Raw genomic sequence first — 17,170 nt, forward strand, 5'->3', positions numbered from 1 at the left:
CCCCGGTCACTTGCGCCGCTTGCGCCGGCGCAGCCCCGCCGCGTGCAGCAGCCGCACCACCTCGCGGCTGCTGACCTGCACCGCGCCGGCCGCGACGGCGTCCGCGTAGCGGTGTTCGGGGATGTCGTAGTGGTCGCGTTCGAAGGCCCGCCGGGGTGCGCCCAACCCGTCCGCGAACGCGTGCAGTTCGTCGTAGGAGACGTCGCTGATCAGGTGGGACCACCATCGACCGTGCCCGGGCCAGGTGGGCGGGTCGATGTAGACCGTCACGAGGAGGGGCCTTCGCCCGTCGCCGCGCCCAGCGAGCCCACCGAGGCCACCTTCACGCCCACCTTGTGGCACACCCAGTGCGGGTCGGGCCCCAACTCGGGCTCCACGTCGAGGGCGTGCGGATCGCCGGAGCCGCACACCGGGCACAGCGGCCAGCGCCCGTACTTCTCCAGCAGCGCGTCCTGCACGTCCTGGGCGACCAGCCCCGCGACATAGCCCGCGCCCTCCGGCCACTGCTCGACCCACCAGCGGCGCTGCACCACCGACTCCTCCACGAGGCTGACGACGTCCGCCTCGGCGACCTCACCTGCGACCAGGTCGGCGAGTACGAGGGCGCGCGCGGCATGCAGGGCCTGCTCCAGGGGGCTGATGGGGTCCATGTCCCCATTGTGCGCACCCTTGACCGTATGCCCCAAAGGAAAATATCTTTCATCATGTGACCAATGACGTGAAGGAAATTTTCGCGGGGGAGGCACCGCCCGCCCCCGCCGCCCTCGCGGCCAAGGTGCGGACGCTCGCCCCCTCGATGACCCGCTCCATGCAGCGCGTCGCCGAGGCCGTCGCCGGCGACCCCGCCGGCTGCGCGGCCCTCACGGTCACGGGCCTCGCCGAGCTCACCGGCACCAGCGAGGCCACCGTCGTGCGCACCGCCCGTCTCCTGGGCTATCCCGGGTACCGGGACCTGCGGCTGGCACTCGCCGGCCTCGCCGCCCAGCAGCAGTCGGGCCGCGCGCCCGCCGTCACCGCCGACATCGCGGTCGACGACCCGATCGCCGACGTCGTCGCGAAACTGGCGTACGACGAGCAGCAGACCCTCGCCGACACCGCCGCCGGACTCGACACCGTCCAGCTCGGCGCCGCCGTCACCGCGCTCGCCGCGGCCCGCCGCGTCGACATCTACGGCGTCGGTGCCTCCGGCCTGGTCGCCCAGGACCTCGCCCAGAAGCTGCTGCGCATCGGGCTCATAGCCCACTCGCACAGCGATCCGCACCTCGCCGTCACCAACGCGGTGCAACTGCGGGCCAAGGACGTGGCGATCGCCATCACGCACTCCGGCTCCACCGGCGACGTCATAGAACCGCTCCGGGTCGCCTTCGAGCACGGGGCGACGACGGTCGCCGTCACCGGCCGACCGGGCGGACCCGTCACGCAGTACGCGGACCACATCCTCACCACCTCCACCGCCCGCGAGAGCGAACTGCGTCCGGCTGCGATGTCGTCGCGCACCAGCCAGCTCCTCGTGGTGGACTGCCTGTTCGTGGGCGTCGCACAACGGACGTACGAGAAGGCGGCACCGGCACTGTCCGCCTCGTACGAGGCGCTGGCGCACCGCCACACCCCTCGCGGCGGCGGATCCCGCTAGCCGGGGAGGGCCGGCCGCACCGGCGCCCGGCCGCCTCACCGCGCCTCTTGACCGACGGGGCCCTTCTTCACACAGCACCAGAAGTCGTCGTACCGCACTGGAAAGAGCCGCCCTCCATGACCTCAACCGCCGACGCCTCCTCCAACTACCGTGACCTGCGGGACCAGTTGGACTCGATGACCACCGAGGCGTTCCGCCCCGAACTCGCCGAGATCGACCAGCTGGCCACGCTGGAGATCGCCCGGATCATGAACGATGAGGACGCGACGGTGCCGACGGCCGTCGCGGCTCAGCTGCCGCTCATCGCCGCCGCCATCGACGACATCGCCGACCGCATGTCCCGCGGCGGCCGTCTCGTCTACGCGGGCGCGGGCACCGCGGGCCGCCTCGGCGTCCTGGACGCCTCCGAGTGCCCGCCCACCTTCAACACCGATCCGTCCGAGGTGGTCGGCCTGATCGCGGGCGGCCCGACCGCCATGGTGACCTCGATCGAGGGTGCGGAGGACTCCAGGGAACTGGCCGCGGCCGACCTGGAGGCACTGTCACTGACCCCCGACGACACGGTGGTCGGCGTCTCCGCCTCCGGCCGCACCCCGTACGCCGTCGGCGCGGTCGAGCACGCCCGCGCGCGGGGCGCCCTGACGGTCGGCCTGTCCTGCAACGCGGGCAGCCCGCTCGCGGCGGCGGCGGACCACGGCATCGAGGTCGTGGTGGGCCCCGAACTGCTGACCGGTTCGACGCGCCTGAAGTCGGGCACGGCCCAGAAGATCGTCCTGAACATGCTCTCGACGATCACGATGATCCGCCTGGGCAAGACCTACGGGAATCTGATGGTCGACGTACGCGCGTCGAACGAGAAGCTCCGGGCCCGCTCGCGCCGCATCGTCGCGCTGGCGACGGGCGCCCCGGACGAGGACATCGAGCGGGCGCTCGCCGCCACGGACGGCGAGGTGAAGAACGCGATCCTCACGATCCTCGGCGAGGTGGACGCTCCCACGGCGGCCCGCCTTCTGAAGGAGAGCAGCGGCCATCTGCGCGCCGCGCTGGCGGCCACGGCCGGCTGACCAGCACTCTCGGGGAGTGCGCACACCGGACAGCATCACCGCCGAAGCGATCCTGCCCCTCGTCGGCGGACCCGCGAACGTCGTCTCCGTCGCCCACTGCATGACCCGCCTCCGGCTGGGCCTGAGGGACCGGAGCCTGGTCCAGGAGGCGGCGCTGCGGGCGCTGCCCGCCGTGCTCGGCGTCGTCGCCGACGACGCCACCTACCAGATCGTCCTGGGCCCGGGGACGGTCGCCCGGGTCACCCCCGAGTTCGAGGCCCTGCTGACCGCGGCGCCGGCCGGCGCCCCCGGCCTCCTGGCCGGCGCCCCGGCCGGCCCTCCGGCGGACAGCACCGCCGGACGGCTGGCGGCCAGGGGCGCGGAGCTGAGGGCCGACCGGCGTCGGCGCAATTCCACACCGGTGCGGATCATGCTGCGCCGGATCGCGGACATCTTCGTCCCGCTGATCCCGGCCCTGATCGGCTGCGGAGTGGTCGCCGGCCTCAACGGCCTGCTGATCAACCTCGGATGGCTCCCGGGCATCACCCCGGCGCTGACCGCGATCGCCTCCGGCTTCATGGCGCTCATCCCTGTCTTCGTCGGCTACAACACGGCGAAGGAGTTCGGCGGGACGCCCGTCCTCGGCGGCGCGGTGGCGGCGATCGTGGTGTACGCGGGGGTGGCCAAGGTGACGGTGTCCGGCACGGCGCTGTCCCCCGGCCAGGGCGGCGTCCTGGGCGCCCTGGCCGCGGCGCTGCTGGGCACGTACGTGGAGAAGTGGATCCGCGGCCGGGTCCCGGACGCGCTGGACGTCCTCGTCACCCCGACGCTCACCGTCCTGATCACCGGTCTGGTGACGCTCTACGGCCTGATGTACGCGGCCGGTGAACTGGCCGCGGCCATCGGTACGGCGGCGAACTGGCTCCTCGACCACACGGGCGCCCTCGCGGGCCTGGTCCTGGGCGGCCTGTTCCTCCCCCTGGTGATGCTGGGCCTGCACCAGGCGCTGATCCCCATCCACACCACCCTCATCGAGCAGCAGGGCTACACGGTCCTGCTGCCCATCCTGGCGATGGCGGGCGCGGGCCAGGTCGGCGCGGCCCTCGCGGTCTACGTCCGGCTGCGTCACGACACGTCGCTGCGCACGACGATCAGGTCGGCCCTGCCCGCCGGCCTCCTCGGCGTCGGCGAACCCCTCATCTACGGCGTCTCCCTGCCGCTCGGCCGCCCCTTCGTCACGGCCTGCGCGGGCGGCGCCGCGGGCGGTGCCTTCGTCGGGTTCTTCTCGATGCTGGGCGACAAGGTCGGCTCCACGGCCATCGGCCCCTCGGGCTGGGCGCTGTTCCCGCTCCTGAACGGCAGCCGGGGCCCGGTCCTCGCCGCGGCGGTCTACGCGGGCGGCCTGCTCACGGGGTACGTCGTCGGCTTCGTGGCCACCTATTTCTACGGCCTCGCCGGATTGTCGGTGGCGCGTGCGAGGGTGGAGCCATGAACCACGCACAGCTGACCGCCCTCGGCCGGGCCCTTCGCCTGCTCGGCGAGCACGGCGACGCGCTCACCGCCGACACGCCCGACGCGAAGCTGCACGAGGTCAAGGCGGACCTGAAGCGGGCGCTGGACCTGCTCGACGAGACGGTGACGACCGCGGCGCCCGCGACGCGCTGCTCCGAGCATCCGAACGGGCCGGTGGACGAGGGCGCCCCCGATCTGTGCCTGCTCTGCGAGACCCGGCGCCGCACCGCCCGCCGCACCGAGGTCAACGACGCGTACGGACGCGCCCGCCGCCCCGGCCCCGACGAGTCCCCCGAGCGCGCCACCTCGCGTTACGGCGTGCGCGGCGACCGCCCCCAGCCCCAGCAGCGCTGGCTCCCGGAGGTGTGGAACGGCCAGGAATGGCAGCTGTGCGGCACCCCGCGCCGCGACCGCCACGAGGCCGAGCGCTATCTCGCCGCCGAGCGCAGGACGCCCCACCCGGGCATGGCCTACCGCCTGGTCCACGAGTTCACCGACTACGAGGTCCTGCGCATCTGGGGCACGCCCGTCCGGGTCGACATCGAGCCGATGGGGAATCTGTAGCCCTCGCCCGGCGGCACCGCTTTCCTTCACTCCGAGTATCGACGTTCGGCACACAGCGTGGCCGACCGCTCTCTAACCTGGCCGAAGACGGCACATCAACAACCCCTCCTGCGCGACAGGGAGTTGCCATGCCAGGACGCCCCAAGGACCTCGACCCGTCCGCGTCGCCCCGGGCCATGATCGGCGCGGAGCTGCGGCATGCCCGCGAGAACGCCGGCCTCAGCCAGGCCGAGCTGGGCGAACCGCTCTTCGTCAGCGGCTCTTTCATCGGCCAGCTGGAGGCCGGGACCCGCCGCCTCCACCTCGAATACGCCGTCCAGATAGACGAGATCCTCGGCACGAACGGCTTCTTCGCCCGCAACTGCAAGGCTCTCGCCAAGTCCAAGTACCCCGACCACTTCGCGGAGGCGGCGGAGGCGGAGGCGATCGCCACGGCGATCAGGGAGTATGCGCCCCTGTTGATCCCCGGGCTCTTACAGACAGACGGGTACGCGCGAGCCATGTTTCGCGGAGGTCGCCCGACCACCACAGAGGACACCATCGACGACTTGGTCGCCACTCGCCTGGAGCGGGCCCGTCTTCTCGACGATCCGACGACGCCCTTGCTGTGGGCGATTCTGGACGAGGCCGTACTACGCCGGAAGGTGGGCAGCGCACCGGTCATGGCCGAGGCGCTGCGCCACATCACGGGGCTCGCACGCAGGCACCGGATCATCGTGCAGGTGCTGCCGTTCACGGCGGGAGCCCACATGGCCATGGAGGGCCCCCTCAAGCTGATGACCTTCGAAGACGCACCCCCGCTCGCCTACCTCCAAGGGCTGGGCACAGGACGGTTGGAGGACGATCCGGCGTCAGTGGCCCACCACGACCTGACCTTCCACCTTCTCGGGGCAAGTGCACTCTCGGCGCAGGAATCCCTGGCCCTGGTCGACTCGGTGGCAGAGGATTACGCCCATGTGGAACAGCCCTGATAACGCCCTGAGCGTGGCCACTTGGCGCAAGTCGAGCTACAGCGGAGCAAGTGGCGGCGACTGCCTGGAGGTGGCCGACGGTCACTCCACCCTCGTACCGGTCCGGGATTCCAAGAACCCCGACGGCCCGGTGCTCGTCTTCCCCGCTCCGGCCTGGGCCGCCTTCGTCGGCGAGGTGAAGGCGCGTCACTGACCCACCGGGGCCCGACCGCCCGCGGCGGCCCCGGCGTCGTACGCCGGGGCCGCCGCGGAGCGGACCTCAGCTCAGCGAGCGCAGCGCCGACGCGTCGTACGGCGCCAGCTCCTCGAACCGTCCGTCGAGGACCTTCGCCGCCCACTCCGGGTCCTGGAGCAGCGCGCGGCCGACGGCGACGAGGTCGAACTCGTCGCGCTCCAGGCGGTCCAGCAGGTTGTCGAGGCCGGCCACCGGGGCGCCCTCGCCCTGGAACGCCTTGATGAAGTCGCCGTCCAGGCCCACCGAGCCGACGGTGATGGTGGGCCTGCCGGTCAGCTTCTTCGTCCAGCCGGCCAGGTTCAGGTCCGAGCCGTCGAACTCCGGGAGCCAGTAACGGCGGGTGGAGGCGTGGAAGGCGTCCACGCCGGCCGCGGCGAGCGGCGTGAGGATCGCGTCCAGCTCCTCCGGCGTCTCGGCGAGCCGCGCGTCGTACGCCTGCTGCTTCCACTGCGAGTAGCGGAAGATGACGGGGAAGTCCGGCGAGACCGCCGCGCGGACGGCGGCCACGATCTCGGCCGCGAACTTCGCGCGCGCCACCGGGTCGCCGCCGTAGGCGTCCGTGCGGCGGTTGGTGCCCTCCCACAGGAACTGGTCGATGAGGTAGCCGTGCGCGCCGTGCAGTTCGACGCCGTCGAAGCCGATGCGCTCCGCGGCGGCGGCGGACTCGGCGAACGCCTCGACGACGTCGTCGAGGTCCTGCTGGGTCATGGCCTTGCCGGTGACGTCCGCGCCGGCCGAGGTGAGTCCGGAGGGACCGACCGCGGGGGCGTCGGCGAACGGCGGCTCGCCCGCGTTGCGGACCATGCCGATGTGCCACAGCTGGGGCACGATCGTGCCGCCCGCCGCGTGCACGGCGTCGGCGACCTTCGTCCAGCCCTCCAGCTGCTCCGCACCGTGGAAGCGCGGCACCCGGTCGCTCTGCCCGGCCGAGTCGTGGCCCACGTAGGTGCCCTCGGTGACGATGAGGCCGACGCCCGCGGCGGCGCGGCGGGCGTAGTAGCCGATGACGTCCTCGCCCGGGATTCCACCGGGGGAGAACATGCGGGTCATCGGGGCCATCACGATCCGGTTGGGGACGGTCAGCCCGTTCAGGGAAACGGGCCGGGACAGGATCTCTGCGGCGCGGGAGGCGGCGGTGTCGCTCACGGAGCGGTCTCCTCGGGTGGGGTCGGAGAGGCGTCACTCTGACGCCGAGCGGGACATTCCGGGTGGTATGTGCACATGCATCAACCACCCCTCCACGACAACCCGCGAACCCCGGCCCCGCATTCCGCCGCGCCCGCACGACACCTGTGATCCCGACCACGCTCAGGCGGGGACACAGCCGGACCGCGCACCCGAAAACGCCCGAGGGCGGCACCCTTGAAAGGGTGCCGCCCTCGGAACGAAGGACGGTGATCGACCGGGGTCGATCAGAAGTCCATGTCACCGCCCGGCATGCCGCCCGGAGCGGCCGCGGCGGCCTTCTCCGGCTTGTCGGCGATGACGGCCTCGGTGGTGAGGAACAGCGCGGCGATGGAGGCGGCGTTCTGCAGGGCAGAGCGGGTCACCTTCGCCGGGTCGATGATGCCCTCGGCGATCATGTCGACGTACTCGCCGGTCGCGGCGTTCAGACCGTGGCCGACGGCCAGGTTGCGCACCTTCTCGACGACGACGCCGCCCTCGAGGCCGCCGTTGACGGCGATCTGCTTGAGCGGGGCCTCCAGCGCGAGCTTCACGGCGTTGGCGCCGGTCGCCTCGTCACCGTCGAGCTCCAGCTTCTCGAACACCTGGGAGGCCTGGAGCAGGGCCACGCCACCACCGGCGACGATGCCCTCCTCGACGGCCGCCTTCGCGTTGCGAACGGCGTCCTCGATGCGGTGCTTGCGCTCCTTGAGCTCGACCTCGGTGGCGGCACCGGCCTTGATGACGGCCACGCCGCCGGCCAGCTTCGCCAGACGCTCCTGGAGCTTCTCGCGGTCGTAGTCCGAGTCGGAGTTCTCGATCTCGGCACGGATCTGGTTGACCCGGCCGGCGACCTGGTCGGCAGAGCCGGCGCCGTCGACGATCGTGGTCTCGTCCTTGGTGATGACGACCTTGCGGGCACGGCCCAGCAGGTCCAGACCCGCGTTCTCCAGCTTGAGGCCGACCTCCTCGGAGATGACCTCGCCGCCCGTGAGGATGGCGATGTCGCCGAGCATGGCCTTGCGGCGGTCACCGAAGCCCGGAGCCTTGACGGCGACGGACTTGAAGGTGCCACGGATCTTGTTGACGACCAGGGTCGACAGGGCCTCGCCCTCGACGTCCTCGGCGATGATCAGCAGCGGCTTGCCGGACTGCATGACCTTCTCGAGGAGCGGCAGCAGGTCCTTGACGTTGCTGATCTTCGAGTTGGCGATCAGGATGTACGGGTCGTCGAGGACGGCCTCCATACGCTCCATGTCGGTGGCGAAGTACGCCGAGATGTAGCCCTTGTCGAAGCGCATACCCTCGGTGAGCTCCAGCTCCAGACCGAAGGTCTGGGACTCCTCGACGGTGATGACGCCTTCCTTGCCGACCTTGTCCATCGCCTCGGCGATGAGCTCGCCGATCTGGGTGTCGGCGGCGGAGATGGAGGCCGTGGAAGCGATCTGCTCCTTGGTCTCGACATCCTTCGCCTGCTCGAGCAGCGCACCGGAGACGGCCTCGACGGCCTTCTCGATGCCGCGCTTGAGGGCCATCGGGTTGGCGCCGGCGGCGACGTTGCGCAGGCCCTCGCGGACCAGGGCCTGGGCGAGGACGGTCGCGGTCGTCGTACCGTCACCGGCGACGTCGTCGGTCTTCTTCGCGACTTCCTTGACCAGCTCGGCGCCGATCTTCTCGTACGGGTCCTCCAGCTCGATCTCCTTGGCGATGGACACACCATCGTTGGTGATCGTGGGGGCGCCCCACTTCTTCTCAAGGACGACGTTGCGGCCCTTGGGGCCGAGGGTCACCTTGACGGCGTCGGCGAGCTGGTTCATACCGCGCTCAAGGCCGCGCCGTGCCTCCTCGTCGAACGCGATGATCTTGGCCATGTGAAGTGGTCCTCCCGGACTGGGGTGGAAAGCTCACAGGACCGCGCTGGCGCCCGCGACGGACGGCCTGCATGCCTCGTGGTTCCTTGCCCCACCCGGCCTGCGGGCCTCACCGACCCGGTCCTTCGTTGTCACTCTCACCTTCAGAGTGCTAACGCCAATGATTAGCACTCGCCCCTGTCGAGTGCAAGCGGCTCCAGCGGATCCCCAGGTGAACACAGGGGCGCACGGGAGCGGACCACGGGACGGCCCCCGCGCCGCGGACAGACCGAAGGGCCCGTACCCCATGGGGATACGAGCCCTTCGTCACGTCGAACAATCAGTCGGCGCGTGCTTCAGCCGGCAGCCAAACGGACCATGTCCGCCTGCGGCCCCTTCTGACCCTGCGAGATCTCGAACTCGACCCGCTGGCCCTCTTCAAGGGTGCGGTAGCCGTCCATCTGAATCGCGCTGTAGTGGACGAATACATCCGCACCACCGTCGACCGCGATGAAGCCGTACCCCTTCTCCGCGTTGAACCACTTGACGGTGCCCTGAGCCATGCCTAACTCCCCTATTACTGGCCCTTGCACAGATCCACACTTCGCGGATCCGGGTCAGACCTCACCCCCCAACGGTTGGGGGTGTGCGCCGGAACGCGTCGACCGCGGCTGAATGTATCTGCCCAACTGCCGTCTGCAACAGGTCAATCGGACGAGAATTCTGGGCACGGCCGATCGGGAATATGCGGAGAATGTGCGAAGATTCAGGGCAAGTCGGGCCCCGTAAATGCCATAAACGGCTCAAAAAGGCGGGGCACTTTGGCTACTTCTTGTCGGGTGCCGCACAGGTACTCATATGCGTCCGGCATGAAATGCCAAGCGGGTTCCCCAACTGTACCGTGCTCAACCATGCAGAATTGCCCCCTCCGTTTCTCTCACGGAGGGGGCAATTCGATGAACTCTCGGTGATGGGCATTACCCTCGGTAACGATCTCACTCTCGGTGACGTCCGTCCGCGGGCCTCGCGCCCAGGCCGGCATGTCACCGCTCGGGGGTCAGCCTCCGGCGACGGCCGGGATGATCGACACGCCCGCACCGTCAGGCGTCGCCGTCTCGAGACCCTGCTCGAACCGCACGTCGTCGTCGTTGACATAGACGTTGACGAAGCGGCGCAGCTTGCCCTGGTCGTCCAGGACGCGCGCGGAGATGCCCGTGTGGTTCTTCTCCAGGTCGGCGATGACCTCGGCGAGGGTCGCGCCCTCGGCGCTCACCTCGGCCAGGCCGCCGGTGTAGGTGCGCAGGATGGTGGGGATGCGGACGTTGACGCTCATGATGCGAGGCCAGCCTCTCGGAAGGAGTCCAGGTTCGGGCGGATGGTCGCGGTCAGGCCGGTGTCCGAGGCCACCGCGTCCAGGGTCTTGAGGCCGTCGCCGGTGTTCAGCACGACCGTGGTCAGGGCCGGGTCGAGCAGACCGTTCTCGATCAGCTTGCGGGTGACGCCGACGGTCACACCACCGGCCGTCTCCGCGAAGATGCCCTCGGTGCGCGCCAGCAGCTTGATCGCGTCGACGATCTGCTCGTCGTTCACGTCCTCCACCGCACCGCCGGTGCGCCGCGCGATGTCGAGCACGTACGGACCGTCGGCCGGGTTGCCGATGGCCAGCGACTTGGCGATGGTGTCCGGCTTCTGCGGGCGGACGACGTCCTGCCCGGCCTTGTAGGCGACGGAGACCGGCGAGCAGCCCTCGGCCTGGGCGCCGAAGATCTTGTACGGCTTGTCCTCGACGAGGCCGAGCTTGATCAGCTCCTGGAGACCCTTGTCGATCTTCGTGAGCTGGGAGCCGGAGGCGATCGGGACGACCAGCTGGTCCGGGAGCTTCCAGCCGAGCTGCTCGCAGATCTCGTAGGCGAGGGTCTTGGAGCCCTCCGCGTAGTACGGGCGCAGGTTGACGTTGACGAAGCCCCAGCCCTCGCCGGCCGGGTCGCCGATCAGCTCGGAGCAGAAGCGGTTCACGTCGTCGTAGTTGCCCTGGATGCCGACGAGTTCGCCGCCGTAGACCGCGGCCATGACGACCTTGCCCTGCTCCAGGTCGTGCGGGATGAACACGCAGGAGCGGAAGCCGGCGCGGGCCGCGGCGGCGCCGACGGCGCCGGCGAGGTTGCCGGTGGAGGAGCAGGACAGGGTGGTGAAGCCGAAGGCGCGGGCGGCCTCCAGGGCCTGCGCGACGACGCGGTCCTTGAAGGAGTGCGTCGGGTTGCCGGAGTCGTCCTTCACGTACAGGCCGCCGGTCACGCCCAGTTCGCGGGCGAGGTTGTCGGCCTTGACGAGCTTGGTCCAGCCGGGGTTGATGTTCGGCTTCTCGGCGACGTCCGCGGGGACGGGCAGCAGGGGCGCGTAGCGCCAGATGTTCGCGGGGCCCGCTTCGATGCGCTTGCGGAGTTCCTCGGTGTCGTAGGCCGAGTAGTCGTACGCGATCTCCAGCGGGCCGAAACACTCCTCGCAGGCGAAGACCGGGCCGAGGGGCACGCGGTGGCCGCACTCCCGGCACGAGAGGGCGGCGGCGGGACCGAGGTCGACGGAGTTCGTGGTGGTTGCAACTGTCTGCGCAGCCATGGAGGCGAGGCCCTTTCTCCTCATCTTCCTCACGACGCATCTCGCCGTGAGACGGATTTGGCACCTTCCCAAGCCGGGAGCCTCGCGGTGCGATCGAGACGTCGATCGGTACGAGACCGGCTGGAGGGTTGCCGGGGCTTCATCGGGCCGTATCCCTCTGCCCCTCTGGATGAGCGGTATTTGATTGTTTGACTATTGAACTGCTTACGCGCCGACGATCCAGGACATGCGATGGTCACCCGCGTTGTTCAAGACTGTAACCGACGGCCAGGACAGTTGAACCTGTCGTCCGAACCGCGAGACGGCCCTAGCCGATCAGCCGCTGCCACGGCGGGCATGCCGATGAGAGCATGTGATCAAACAGTGAGGAGCCGCAGACTGTGCTGGAAGAAGTTGAGCGCTGGCTGGGCACACGCTCCTGGTCCGTGTCCGATCGCCCGCTCCACAAGCTCATGGCCGCGAAACGCGCCACCGGTTCGACGGTCAGCGTGGTCCTGCCCGCCCTCGACGAGGAGGAGACGGTCGGCGACATCGTCGCGATCATCCGCCACGACCTGATGGAACAGGTCCCCCTCGTCGACGAGATCGTCGTCGTCGACTCCGGCTCCACGGACCGCACGTCCGAGGTCGCCGCCGCCGCGGGCGCGCGGGTCGTGCACCGCGACGACATCCTGCCGCGCATCCCGGCCGTGCCCGGCAAGGGCGAGGTGCTGTGGCGGTCGCTGCTCGTGACGAGCGGGGACGTCATCTGCTTCATCGACGCCGATCTGAAGGAGTTCTCCTCGGACTTCGTCACCGGGATCGTCGGCCCGCTGCTCACCGAACCGGGTGTGGACCTCGTCAAGGCCATGTACGACCGGCCGCTGACCGTGTCCGACGGTTCCGCGTCCGGAGCGACGGCGGCGGCCGGCCAGGGCGGCCGTGTCACCGAGCTCATGGCCCGTCCCCTGCTCAACATGCACTGGCCGCAACTCGCGGGCTTCGTCCAGCCGCTGGGCGGCGAGTACGCGGCCCGCCGCTCCCTGCTCGAACAGCTGCCGTTCCCCGTCGGGTACGGCGTCGAACTGGGCATGCTCGTCGACGCGCTGCACCTGGTGGGCCTCGACGCCCTCGCCCAGGTCGACGTCGGCGTCCGCAAGCACCGTCACCAGGACGGCCAGGCGCTCGGCCGGATGGCCGCCGCCATCTACCGCACCGCACAGCTCCGGCTGGCCCGCGGGCACCTCGTCCGCCCGGCCCTCACCCAGTTCGAGCGGGGCGAGGACGGCTTCGAGCCGCGCACCTACTCCGTCGACACGGAGGAGCGGCCACCGATGGCGGACATCGCCGAATACCAGTCACGCAAAGTGGCATAGCCCCGGTCTGCGAAAACACGGAGTGACCGACTCCGCCGGTCGTATACGGCCTGTTCGTACCGTCGTCCGTACGTTTGAGCGTTTCCGGGCCGGGCTAGGTTGAGGCGTATGGCTTCCACGGCTTCTGCGCAGGGCGCTGCCCACCGCATTCTCGTCGCGTCCAACCGCGGCCCGGTCTCGTACGAGGTGCGCGAGGACGGTTCGCTGCACGCCAGGCGGGGAGGCGGCGGGCTGGTCTCCGGCCTCTCCGCGATCGGTCCGGACGCGGGCGCCCTGTGGGTGTGCTCGGCGCTCGGCGACGGCGACCGCGAGGCGGTGCGCCGCGGGGTCGCCGAGGAGGGCGTACGCATGCTCGACATCGACGCCGAGGTGCACGCCGACGCCTACAACGGCATCGCGAACTCGGTCCTCTGGTTCGTGCACCACATGCTCTACCAGACGCCCCTGGAGCCGGTCTTCGACGCGGAGTTCCGGCGCCGGTGGGCCGCCTACGAGACGTACAACCGCGCGTTCGCCGAGGCGCTGGCCGACACCGCGGCCGAGGGTGCCGTGGTGATCGTGCAGGACTACCACCTGTGTCTGGTGCCCGGCATGCTGCGCGAGCTGCGCCCGGACCTCAGGATCGGCCACTTCTCGCACACGCCCTGGGCCCCGCCCGAGTACTTCCGGATGCTGCCGGACGACATCCGCGCCCAGCTGGTGTGGGGCATGCTCGGCGCCGACCGGCTCGGCTTCCTCACCTGGCGCTGGGCACACGCCTTCATGATCTGCGCCGGACAGACCGACGGTGAGCGGATCTTCCCCAGCTGGCCGAGCGGCGACCCGCGCAGGGCCGTCGATCACACCCCGACCGGCGGCCCCCCGCTGAGGTCCACCGAGATCGGTGTGCACGGCCTCGGCGCGGACGCGGACTTCCTGCGCCGGCGCGCGCACGAGCCCGACGTCGACGAGCGGATGGCCGCGCTGCGCGAGCAGATCGGTGAGGGCCGCAGGACCATCGTGCGGGTCGACCGGACCGAACTGTCGAAGAACATCGTGCGCGGACTGCTGGCGTACCGGCAGCTGCTCGACGACCACCCCGAATGGCACGAGCGCGTCGTGCACGTCGCCTTCGCGTACCCCTCGCGCCAGGACCTGGCCGTCTACCGCGACTACACCGCGGAGGTGCAGCGGCTCGCCGAGGAGATCAACTCCCGGTACGGGACGCCCGGATGGACCCCGGTCGTGCTGCACGTCAAGGACGACTTCGCCCGGTCGCTGGCCGCCTACCGGCTCGCCGACGTGGCCCTCGTCAACCCGATCCGCGACGGCATGAACCTCGTCGCCAAGGAGGTCCCCGTCGTCTCCGACGAGGGCTGCGCGCTGGTGTTGTCCCGGGAGGCCGGCGCCTTCGAGGAGCTGCACGAGGACGCGATCGAGATCAATCCGTTCGACGTGACCGGCACCGCGCGGGCGCTGCACGAGGCACTGACCATGCCGGCCCACGAGCGGGCGGAGCGCACCAAGCGGCTGGCCGCCGCGGCGACCGCGCTGCCGCCCTCCCGGTGGTTCCTGGAGCAGCTGCACGCGCTGGAGGCACTCGACGGCACTCAGCCGAGCTGAGCCGCCAGCGCCGCGAGCAGACGTACGACGCCGCCCGGGCCGTCCACCACCGTGTCGGACCGGTCGGCCAGTTCGGCGACCTCGGAACTGCCGCTGCACACGAGAAGGCCGGGGACGCCGTCGGAGCGGAGCTTGTCGACCGCGGCGAACGCCGGCAGGTCGCCCAGGTCGTCGCCCGCGTACAGCACGGACTCGGCGCCGATCTCCCGGGCGTACTCCAGGAGCGCGACGCCCTTGTCCATGCCCGGCGGGCGCAACTCCAGGACCATGCGGCCCGGTTCGACGATCAGGCCGTGCCGGGTCGCCAGGTCGGTCAGCGGCTCGCGCAGGGCCTCGAAGGCGGCCTGCGGATCGCTCGCGCGGCGGGTGTGCACGGCGACGGCGCGGCCCTTCTCCTCGATCCAGGTGCCCTGCCAGGCGCCGACGCGGTCGAGCACCCCGGGCAGCTCGGCCCGGACGGCGGCGACGCCGGGGTGCGGTGCGGGGGCGGTGACCGTGCCGCTCACCGCGTCCCAGCGCTCCGCGCCGTAGTGGCCGAGGACCACCAGGTGCTCCAGTCCCGGCACGTCCGCGAAGCCGCCCTTGCGGACCGCGACCCCGGCCGGGCGGCCCGTGATCACGGCGACGGAGGCGACCTTGGGGGCGAGCGCCGCGAGCGCGGGAACCGCGTCCGGGTGGGCGCGGGCCTGGTCCGGGTCGGGGACGATCGGGGCGAGCGTCCCGTCGAAGTCGAGGGCGATCACGGCCCGGCCGGGCCGGGCGAGGATGGCGTCGAGGCCGTCGCGTCCCGCGGGGGTCGCGGGCGTCGGCAAGGAGTCCGGGGATTCCGTAGGGCTGCCCATGGGACGACCCTATCCACGGACGGGCGGGCTCACCCATGGCTGATCGCGACACGTCCGTCCCGGGCCCGGCCGACGCGCCCCGGCCCACGACCGCCCGCGGACCAGGAGCCCCACCCTCGGGGTCCCGTCCGGGCAGCGCCCGCGGGGTCAGCGCTCCGAGCGACGGGAATCGCGCACCCGGCGGAGCCGGTTCACCGTGACCGGGTCGTGGGCCAGGGCGCGGGGGTCGTCCAGGAGGGCGTTGAGCAGCTGGTAGTAGCGGACCGGGGCCAGGCCCAGCTGCTCCCGCACCGCCCGCTCCTTGGCGCCGGGACCGGAGAAACCGCGCCGTTCCATGGCGAGAATTCCCCGCTCGCGGGCGCTGAGCTCGTCCATGCCGTCCATGCACAGCACCGTAGCCCCCGACACCGACACCGACGCCGAGACCGAGGCCGAGGCCGACAGGGGATCTCCCTCAGCCCTGGCTCTGCGCCGCGCTGTCGGCCGTGGTCGCGGCGATCTGGAGCGAGCCGAGGATTCCGGCCGGGCTGCCCCCGGGGCTCACGGCCTTGGCGATCTGCTTCTTCACATCGGCGCTGACACCGGCCCAGGAGGTCTTGCCGACCGGGTAGAGCACGGCGGTGGGAAGCTCCTCCAGGAAGGGGGCGAGATCCGCGTCGTCCTTGTCGGCGGCCATGGCGTCGGACGCGGACGAGGTCACCGGCAGCAGGTCGTACTCGTGGGAGAAGGCCAGCACGTTCTTGTCGTCGTAGACGTAGTCGAGGAAGTCGCCGACCTGCTCGCCGTGGCCGTTCTTCTTGAAGGCCATCATCCAGTCGGCGACGCCCATGGTGGCCTTGGCCCTGCCGTCGACGCCGGGCATCGGCACCATGCCGAACTTCACGCCCTTCGCGGCGGCCGTCTTCATCAGCGTGGGGTGCCCGCTGAGCATGCCGACCTCACCGCGGGTGAAGGCCGCGAACGCGTCCGCGCGGTTCAACTTGGCAGGTGCGACGGGTCCGGTCAGGCCCTTGCCGACCAGTTCGTCCTTGAGCCAGTCGAACGTGTCGACGTTCTGCTGGGAGTCGATGGAGTACGTGCCGACGTCGTCGGTGTAGCCGTCGCCGCCGCTCAGCAGCCACTGCATCGTCTCGGCCTGCGCCTCCTCGGGGCCGAGGGGCAGCGCGTACGGGAACTTCACGCCCTTGGCCTTGAGCGCCCTCGCGTCGGCCGCGAGCTCGTCCCAGGTCTCCGGGGGCGTGAGGCCGGCCTGCGAGAACAGCGTCTTGTTGAAGAAGAGCAGGCGTGTGGAGGCCGCGAAGGGCATGCCGTACTGGGTCCGGTCCATCTCGCCCGCGTCGGTGAGCTGCGACTCGAAGTTGGCCTGGACGGGTATGGAGAGCACGTCGTCGACCTTGTACAGCTGGCCCTTGGCGGCGTAGTCGGCGTACGCGCCGATCTGTGCCATGTCGGGTGCGTGGCCCGCCGCGACCATCTCCTTGACCTTGCGGTCCACGTCGGTCCAGGGGTAGACGCTCACCTCCACGTCGACCCCAGGGTGGTCCGCCTCGTACGCGTCGACCAGCTTGTCCCAGTACTTCTGGGAACTGTTGGCCTTGGAGTCGCCGTAGTCGGCGGCCACCAGTCTGAGCGTGACGTCCGAGGAGTCACCCGGGCCGCCGCAGCCCGCGAGGGTCGCCGTCATGCCCAGGGCGGACGCCACCGCGATCAGTCCTGTCCTACGCCGCTGCACTGCGTTGCTCTCCCCAACCCCGGGACCGTCTCCGGCCCTCGCTTTGCTTCT

At 70.7% G+C, this 17,170-nt stretch carries 18 protein-coding genes and 1 riboswitch; of the genes, 8 read left to right on the forward strand and 10 right to left on the reverse strand.

All coding sequences use genetic code 11. The features are described 5' to 3' along the window. Positions 1-6: 6 nt before the first annotated feature. A complete protein-coding gene (locus ABEB03_RS12830) occupies positions 7-270 on the reverse strand; it encodes a DUF4031 domain-containing protein (protein WP_345646585.1) in 264 nt (87 codons plus the stop codon). Then, positions 267-650, reverse strand: coding sequence for a hypothetical protein (locus ABEB03_RS12835; RefSeq protein WP_345646588.1), 384 nt, complete (start codon positions 648-650; stop codon positions 267-269). The genes ABEB03_RS12830 and ABEB03_RS12835 overlap by 4 nt, the downstream gene beginning before the upstream one ends. Before the next feature lie 56 nt (positions 651-706). Between ABEB03_RS12835 and ABEB03_RS12840 the strand changes: the two genes are divergently transcribed. From ABEB03_RS12840 to ABEB03_RS12865, 6 genes are all read left to right on the forward strand, one after another. After that, entirely contained in the window at positions 707-1,633 is a 927-nt protein-coding gene (locus ABEB03_RS12840; protein WP_095935107.1) for a MurR/RpiR family transcriptional regulator, read from the forward strand. A 116-nt stretch (positions 1,634-1,749) separates the two neighbouring features. Continuing rightward, positions 1,750-2,697, forward strand: coding sequence for an N-acetylmuramic acid 6-phosphate etherase (gene murQ, locus ABEB03_RS12845; protein ID WP_345646594.1), 948 nt, complete (start codon positions 1,750-1,752; stop codon positions 2,695-2,697). A 16-nt stretch (positions 2,698-2,713) separates the two neighbouring features. Continuing rightward, positions 2,714-4,168: a PTS transporter subunit EIIC gene (locus ABEB03_RS12850; RefSeq protein ID WP_345646597.1), complete on the forward strand. Its 1,455-nt coding sequence runs from the start codon at positions 2,714-2,716 to the stop codon at positions 4,166-4,168. Continuing rightward, positions 4,165-4,752 (forward strand): hypothetical protein, encoded by a 588-nt coding sequence (locus tag ABEB03_RS12855; protein ID WP_345646600.1) that lies wholly within the window; start codon positions 4,165-4,167, stop codon positions 4,750-4,752. Before ABEB03_RS12850 ends, ABEB03_RS12855 begins: the two co-directional genes overlap by 4 nt. A gap of 128 nt (positions 4,753-4,880) precedes the next feature. Beyond that, positions 4,881-5,723 carry a helix-turn-helix domain-containing protein gene (locus ABEB03_RS12860; protein WP_345646603.1) on the forward strand — a complete coding sequence of 281 codons (843 nt, stop codon included), beginning with the start codon at positions 4,881-4,883 and terminating at the stop codon, positions 5,721-5,723. A gap of 13 nt (positions 5,724-5,736) precedes the next feature. Continuing rightward, a complete protein-coding gene (locus ABEB03_RS12865) occupies positions 5,737-5,916 on the forward strand; it encodes a DUF397 domain-containing protein (protein WP_425589225.1) in 180 nt (59 codons plus the stop codon). A 66-nt stretch (positions 5,917-5,982) separates the two neighbouring features. Here ABEB03_RS12865 and ABEB03_RS12870 read toward each other — a convergent pair whose 3' ends face one another. The 5 genes from ABEB03_RS12870 to thrC all read right to left on the reverse strand — a co-directional run bounded on the left by ABEB03_RS12870 (position 5,983) and on the right by thrC (position 11,588). Further along, a complete protein-coding gene (locus tag ABEB03_RS12870; protein WP_345646609.1) occupies positions 5,983-7,104 on the reverse strand; it encodes an NADH:flavin oxidoreductase in 1,122 nt (373 codons plus the stop codon). 266 nt (positions 7,105-7,370) lie between these two features. Further along, positions 7,371-8,993, reverse strand: coding sequence for a chaperonin GroEL (gene groL, locus ABEB03_RS12875; protein ID WP_345646612.1), 1,623 nt, complete (start codon positions 8,991-8,993; stop codon positions 7,371-7,373). A 335-nt stretch (positions 8,994-9,328) separates the two neighbouring features. Further along, entirely contained in the window at positions 9,329-9,535 is a 207-nt protein-coding gene (locus tag ABEB03_RS12880) for a cold-shock protein (protein WP_005486335.1), read from the reverse strand. 494 nt (positions 9,536-10,029) lie between these two features. Beyond that, positions 10,030-10,305, reverse strand: coding sequence for a MoaD/ThiS family protein (locus ABEB03_RS12885; protein WP_095935114.1), 276 nt, complete (start codon positions 10,303-10,305; stop codon positions 10,030-10,032). Continuing rightward, positions 10,302-11,588, reverse strand: a complete 1,287-nt coding sequence (gene thrC / locus ABEB03_RS12890; protein WP_095935115.1) for a threonine synthase — start codon at positions 11,586-11,588, stop codon at positions 10,302-10,304. Before thrC ends, ABEB03_RS12885 begins: the two co-directional genes overlap by 4 nt. A gap of 17 nt (positions 11,589-11,605) precedes the next feature. Then, positions 11,606-11,764: riboswitch (SAM riboswitch) on the reverse strand. 204 nt (positions 11,765-11,968) lie between these two features. Between thrC and ABEB03_RS12895 the strand changes: the two genes are divergently transcribed. Both ABEB03_RS12895 and ABEB03_RS12900 read left to right on the forward strand, forming a co-directional pair. Then, entirely contained in the window at positions 11,969-12,943 is a 975-nt protein-coding gene (locus ABEB03_RS12895) for a glucosyl-3-phosphoglycerate synthase (protein ID WP_345646619.1), read from the forward strand. 108 nt (positions 12,944-13,051) lie between these two features. Beyond that, a complete protein-coding gene (locus ABEB03_RS12900; RefSeq protein WP_345646622.1) occupies positions 13,052-14,545 on the forward strand; it encodes an alpha,alpha-trehalose-phosphate synthase (UDP-forming) in 1,494 nt (497 codons plus the stop codon). Here the strand turns inward: ABEB03_RS12900 and otsB are convergent. The 3 genes from otsB to ABEB03_RS12915 all read right to left on the reverse strand — a co-directional run bounded on the left by otsB (position 14,533) and on the right by ABEB03_RS12915 (position 17,119). Further along, the gene (gene otsB, locus ABEB03_RS12905; protein ID WP_345646625.1) at positions 14,533-15,387 is read right to left on the reverse strand and encodes a trehalose-phosphatase; all 855 of its coding nucleotides are present in this window, start codon (positions 15,385-15,387) and stop codon (positions 14,533-14,535) included. The genes ABEB03_RS12900 and otsB overlap by 13 nt on opposite strands. Positions 15,388-15,534: 147 nt before the next feature. Continuing rightward, positions 15,535-15,762, reverse strand: coding sequence for a DUF3263 domain-containing protein (locus tag ABEB03_RS12910; protein WP_095935276.1), 228 nt, complete (start codon positions 15,760-15,762; stop codon positions 15,535-15,537). A 79-nt stretch (positions 15,763-15,841) separates the two neighbouring features. Next, positions 15,842-17,119: an ABC transporter substrate-binding protein gene (locus tag ABEB03_RS12915; RefSeq protein ID WP_459115351.1), complete on the reverse strand. Its 1,278-nt coding sequence runs from the start codon at positions 17,117-17,119 to the stop codon at positions 15,842-15,844. Positions 17,120-17,170: the final 51 nt, after the last annotated feature.

Source organism: Streptomyces siamensis, assembly GCF_039543605.1.
GTDB classification, from domain to species: domain Bacteria; phylum Actinomycetota; class Actinomycetes; order Streptomycetales; family Streptomycetaceae; genus Streptomyces; species Streptomyces siamensis.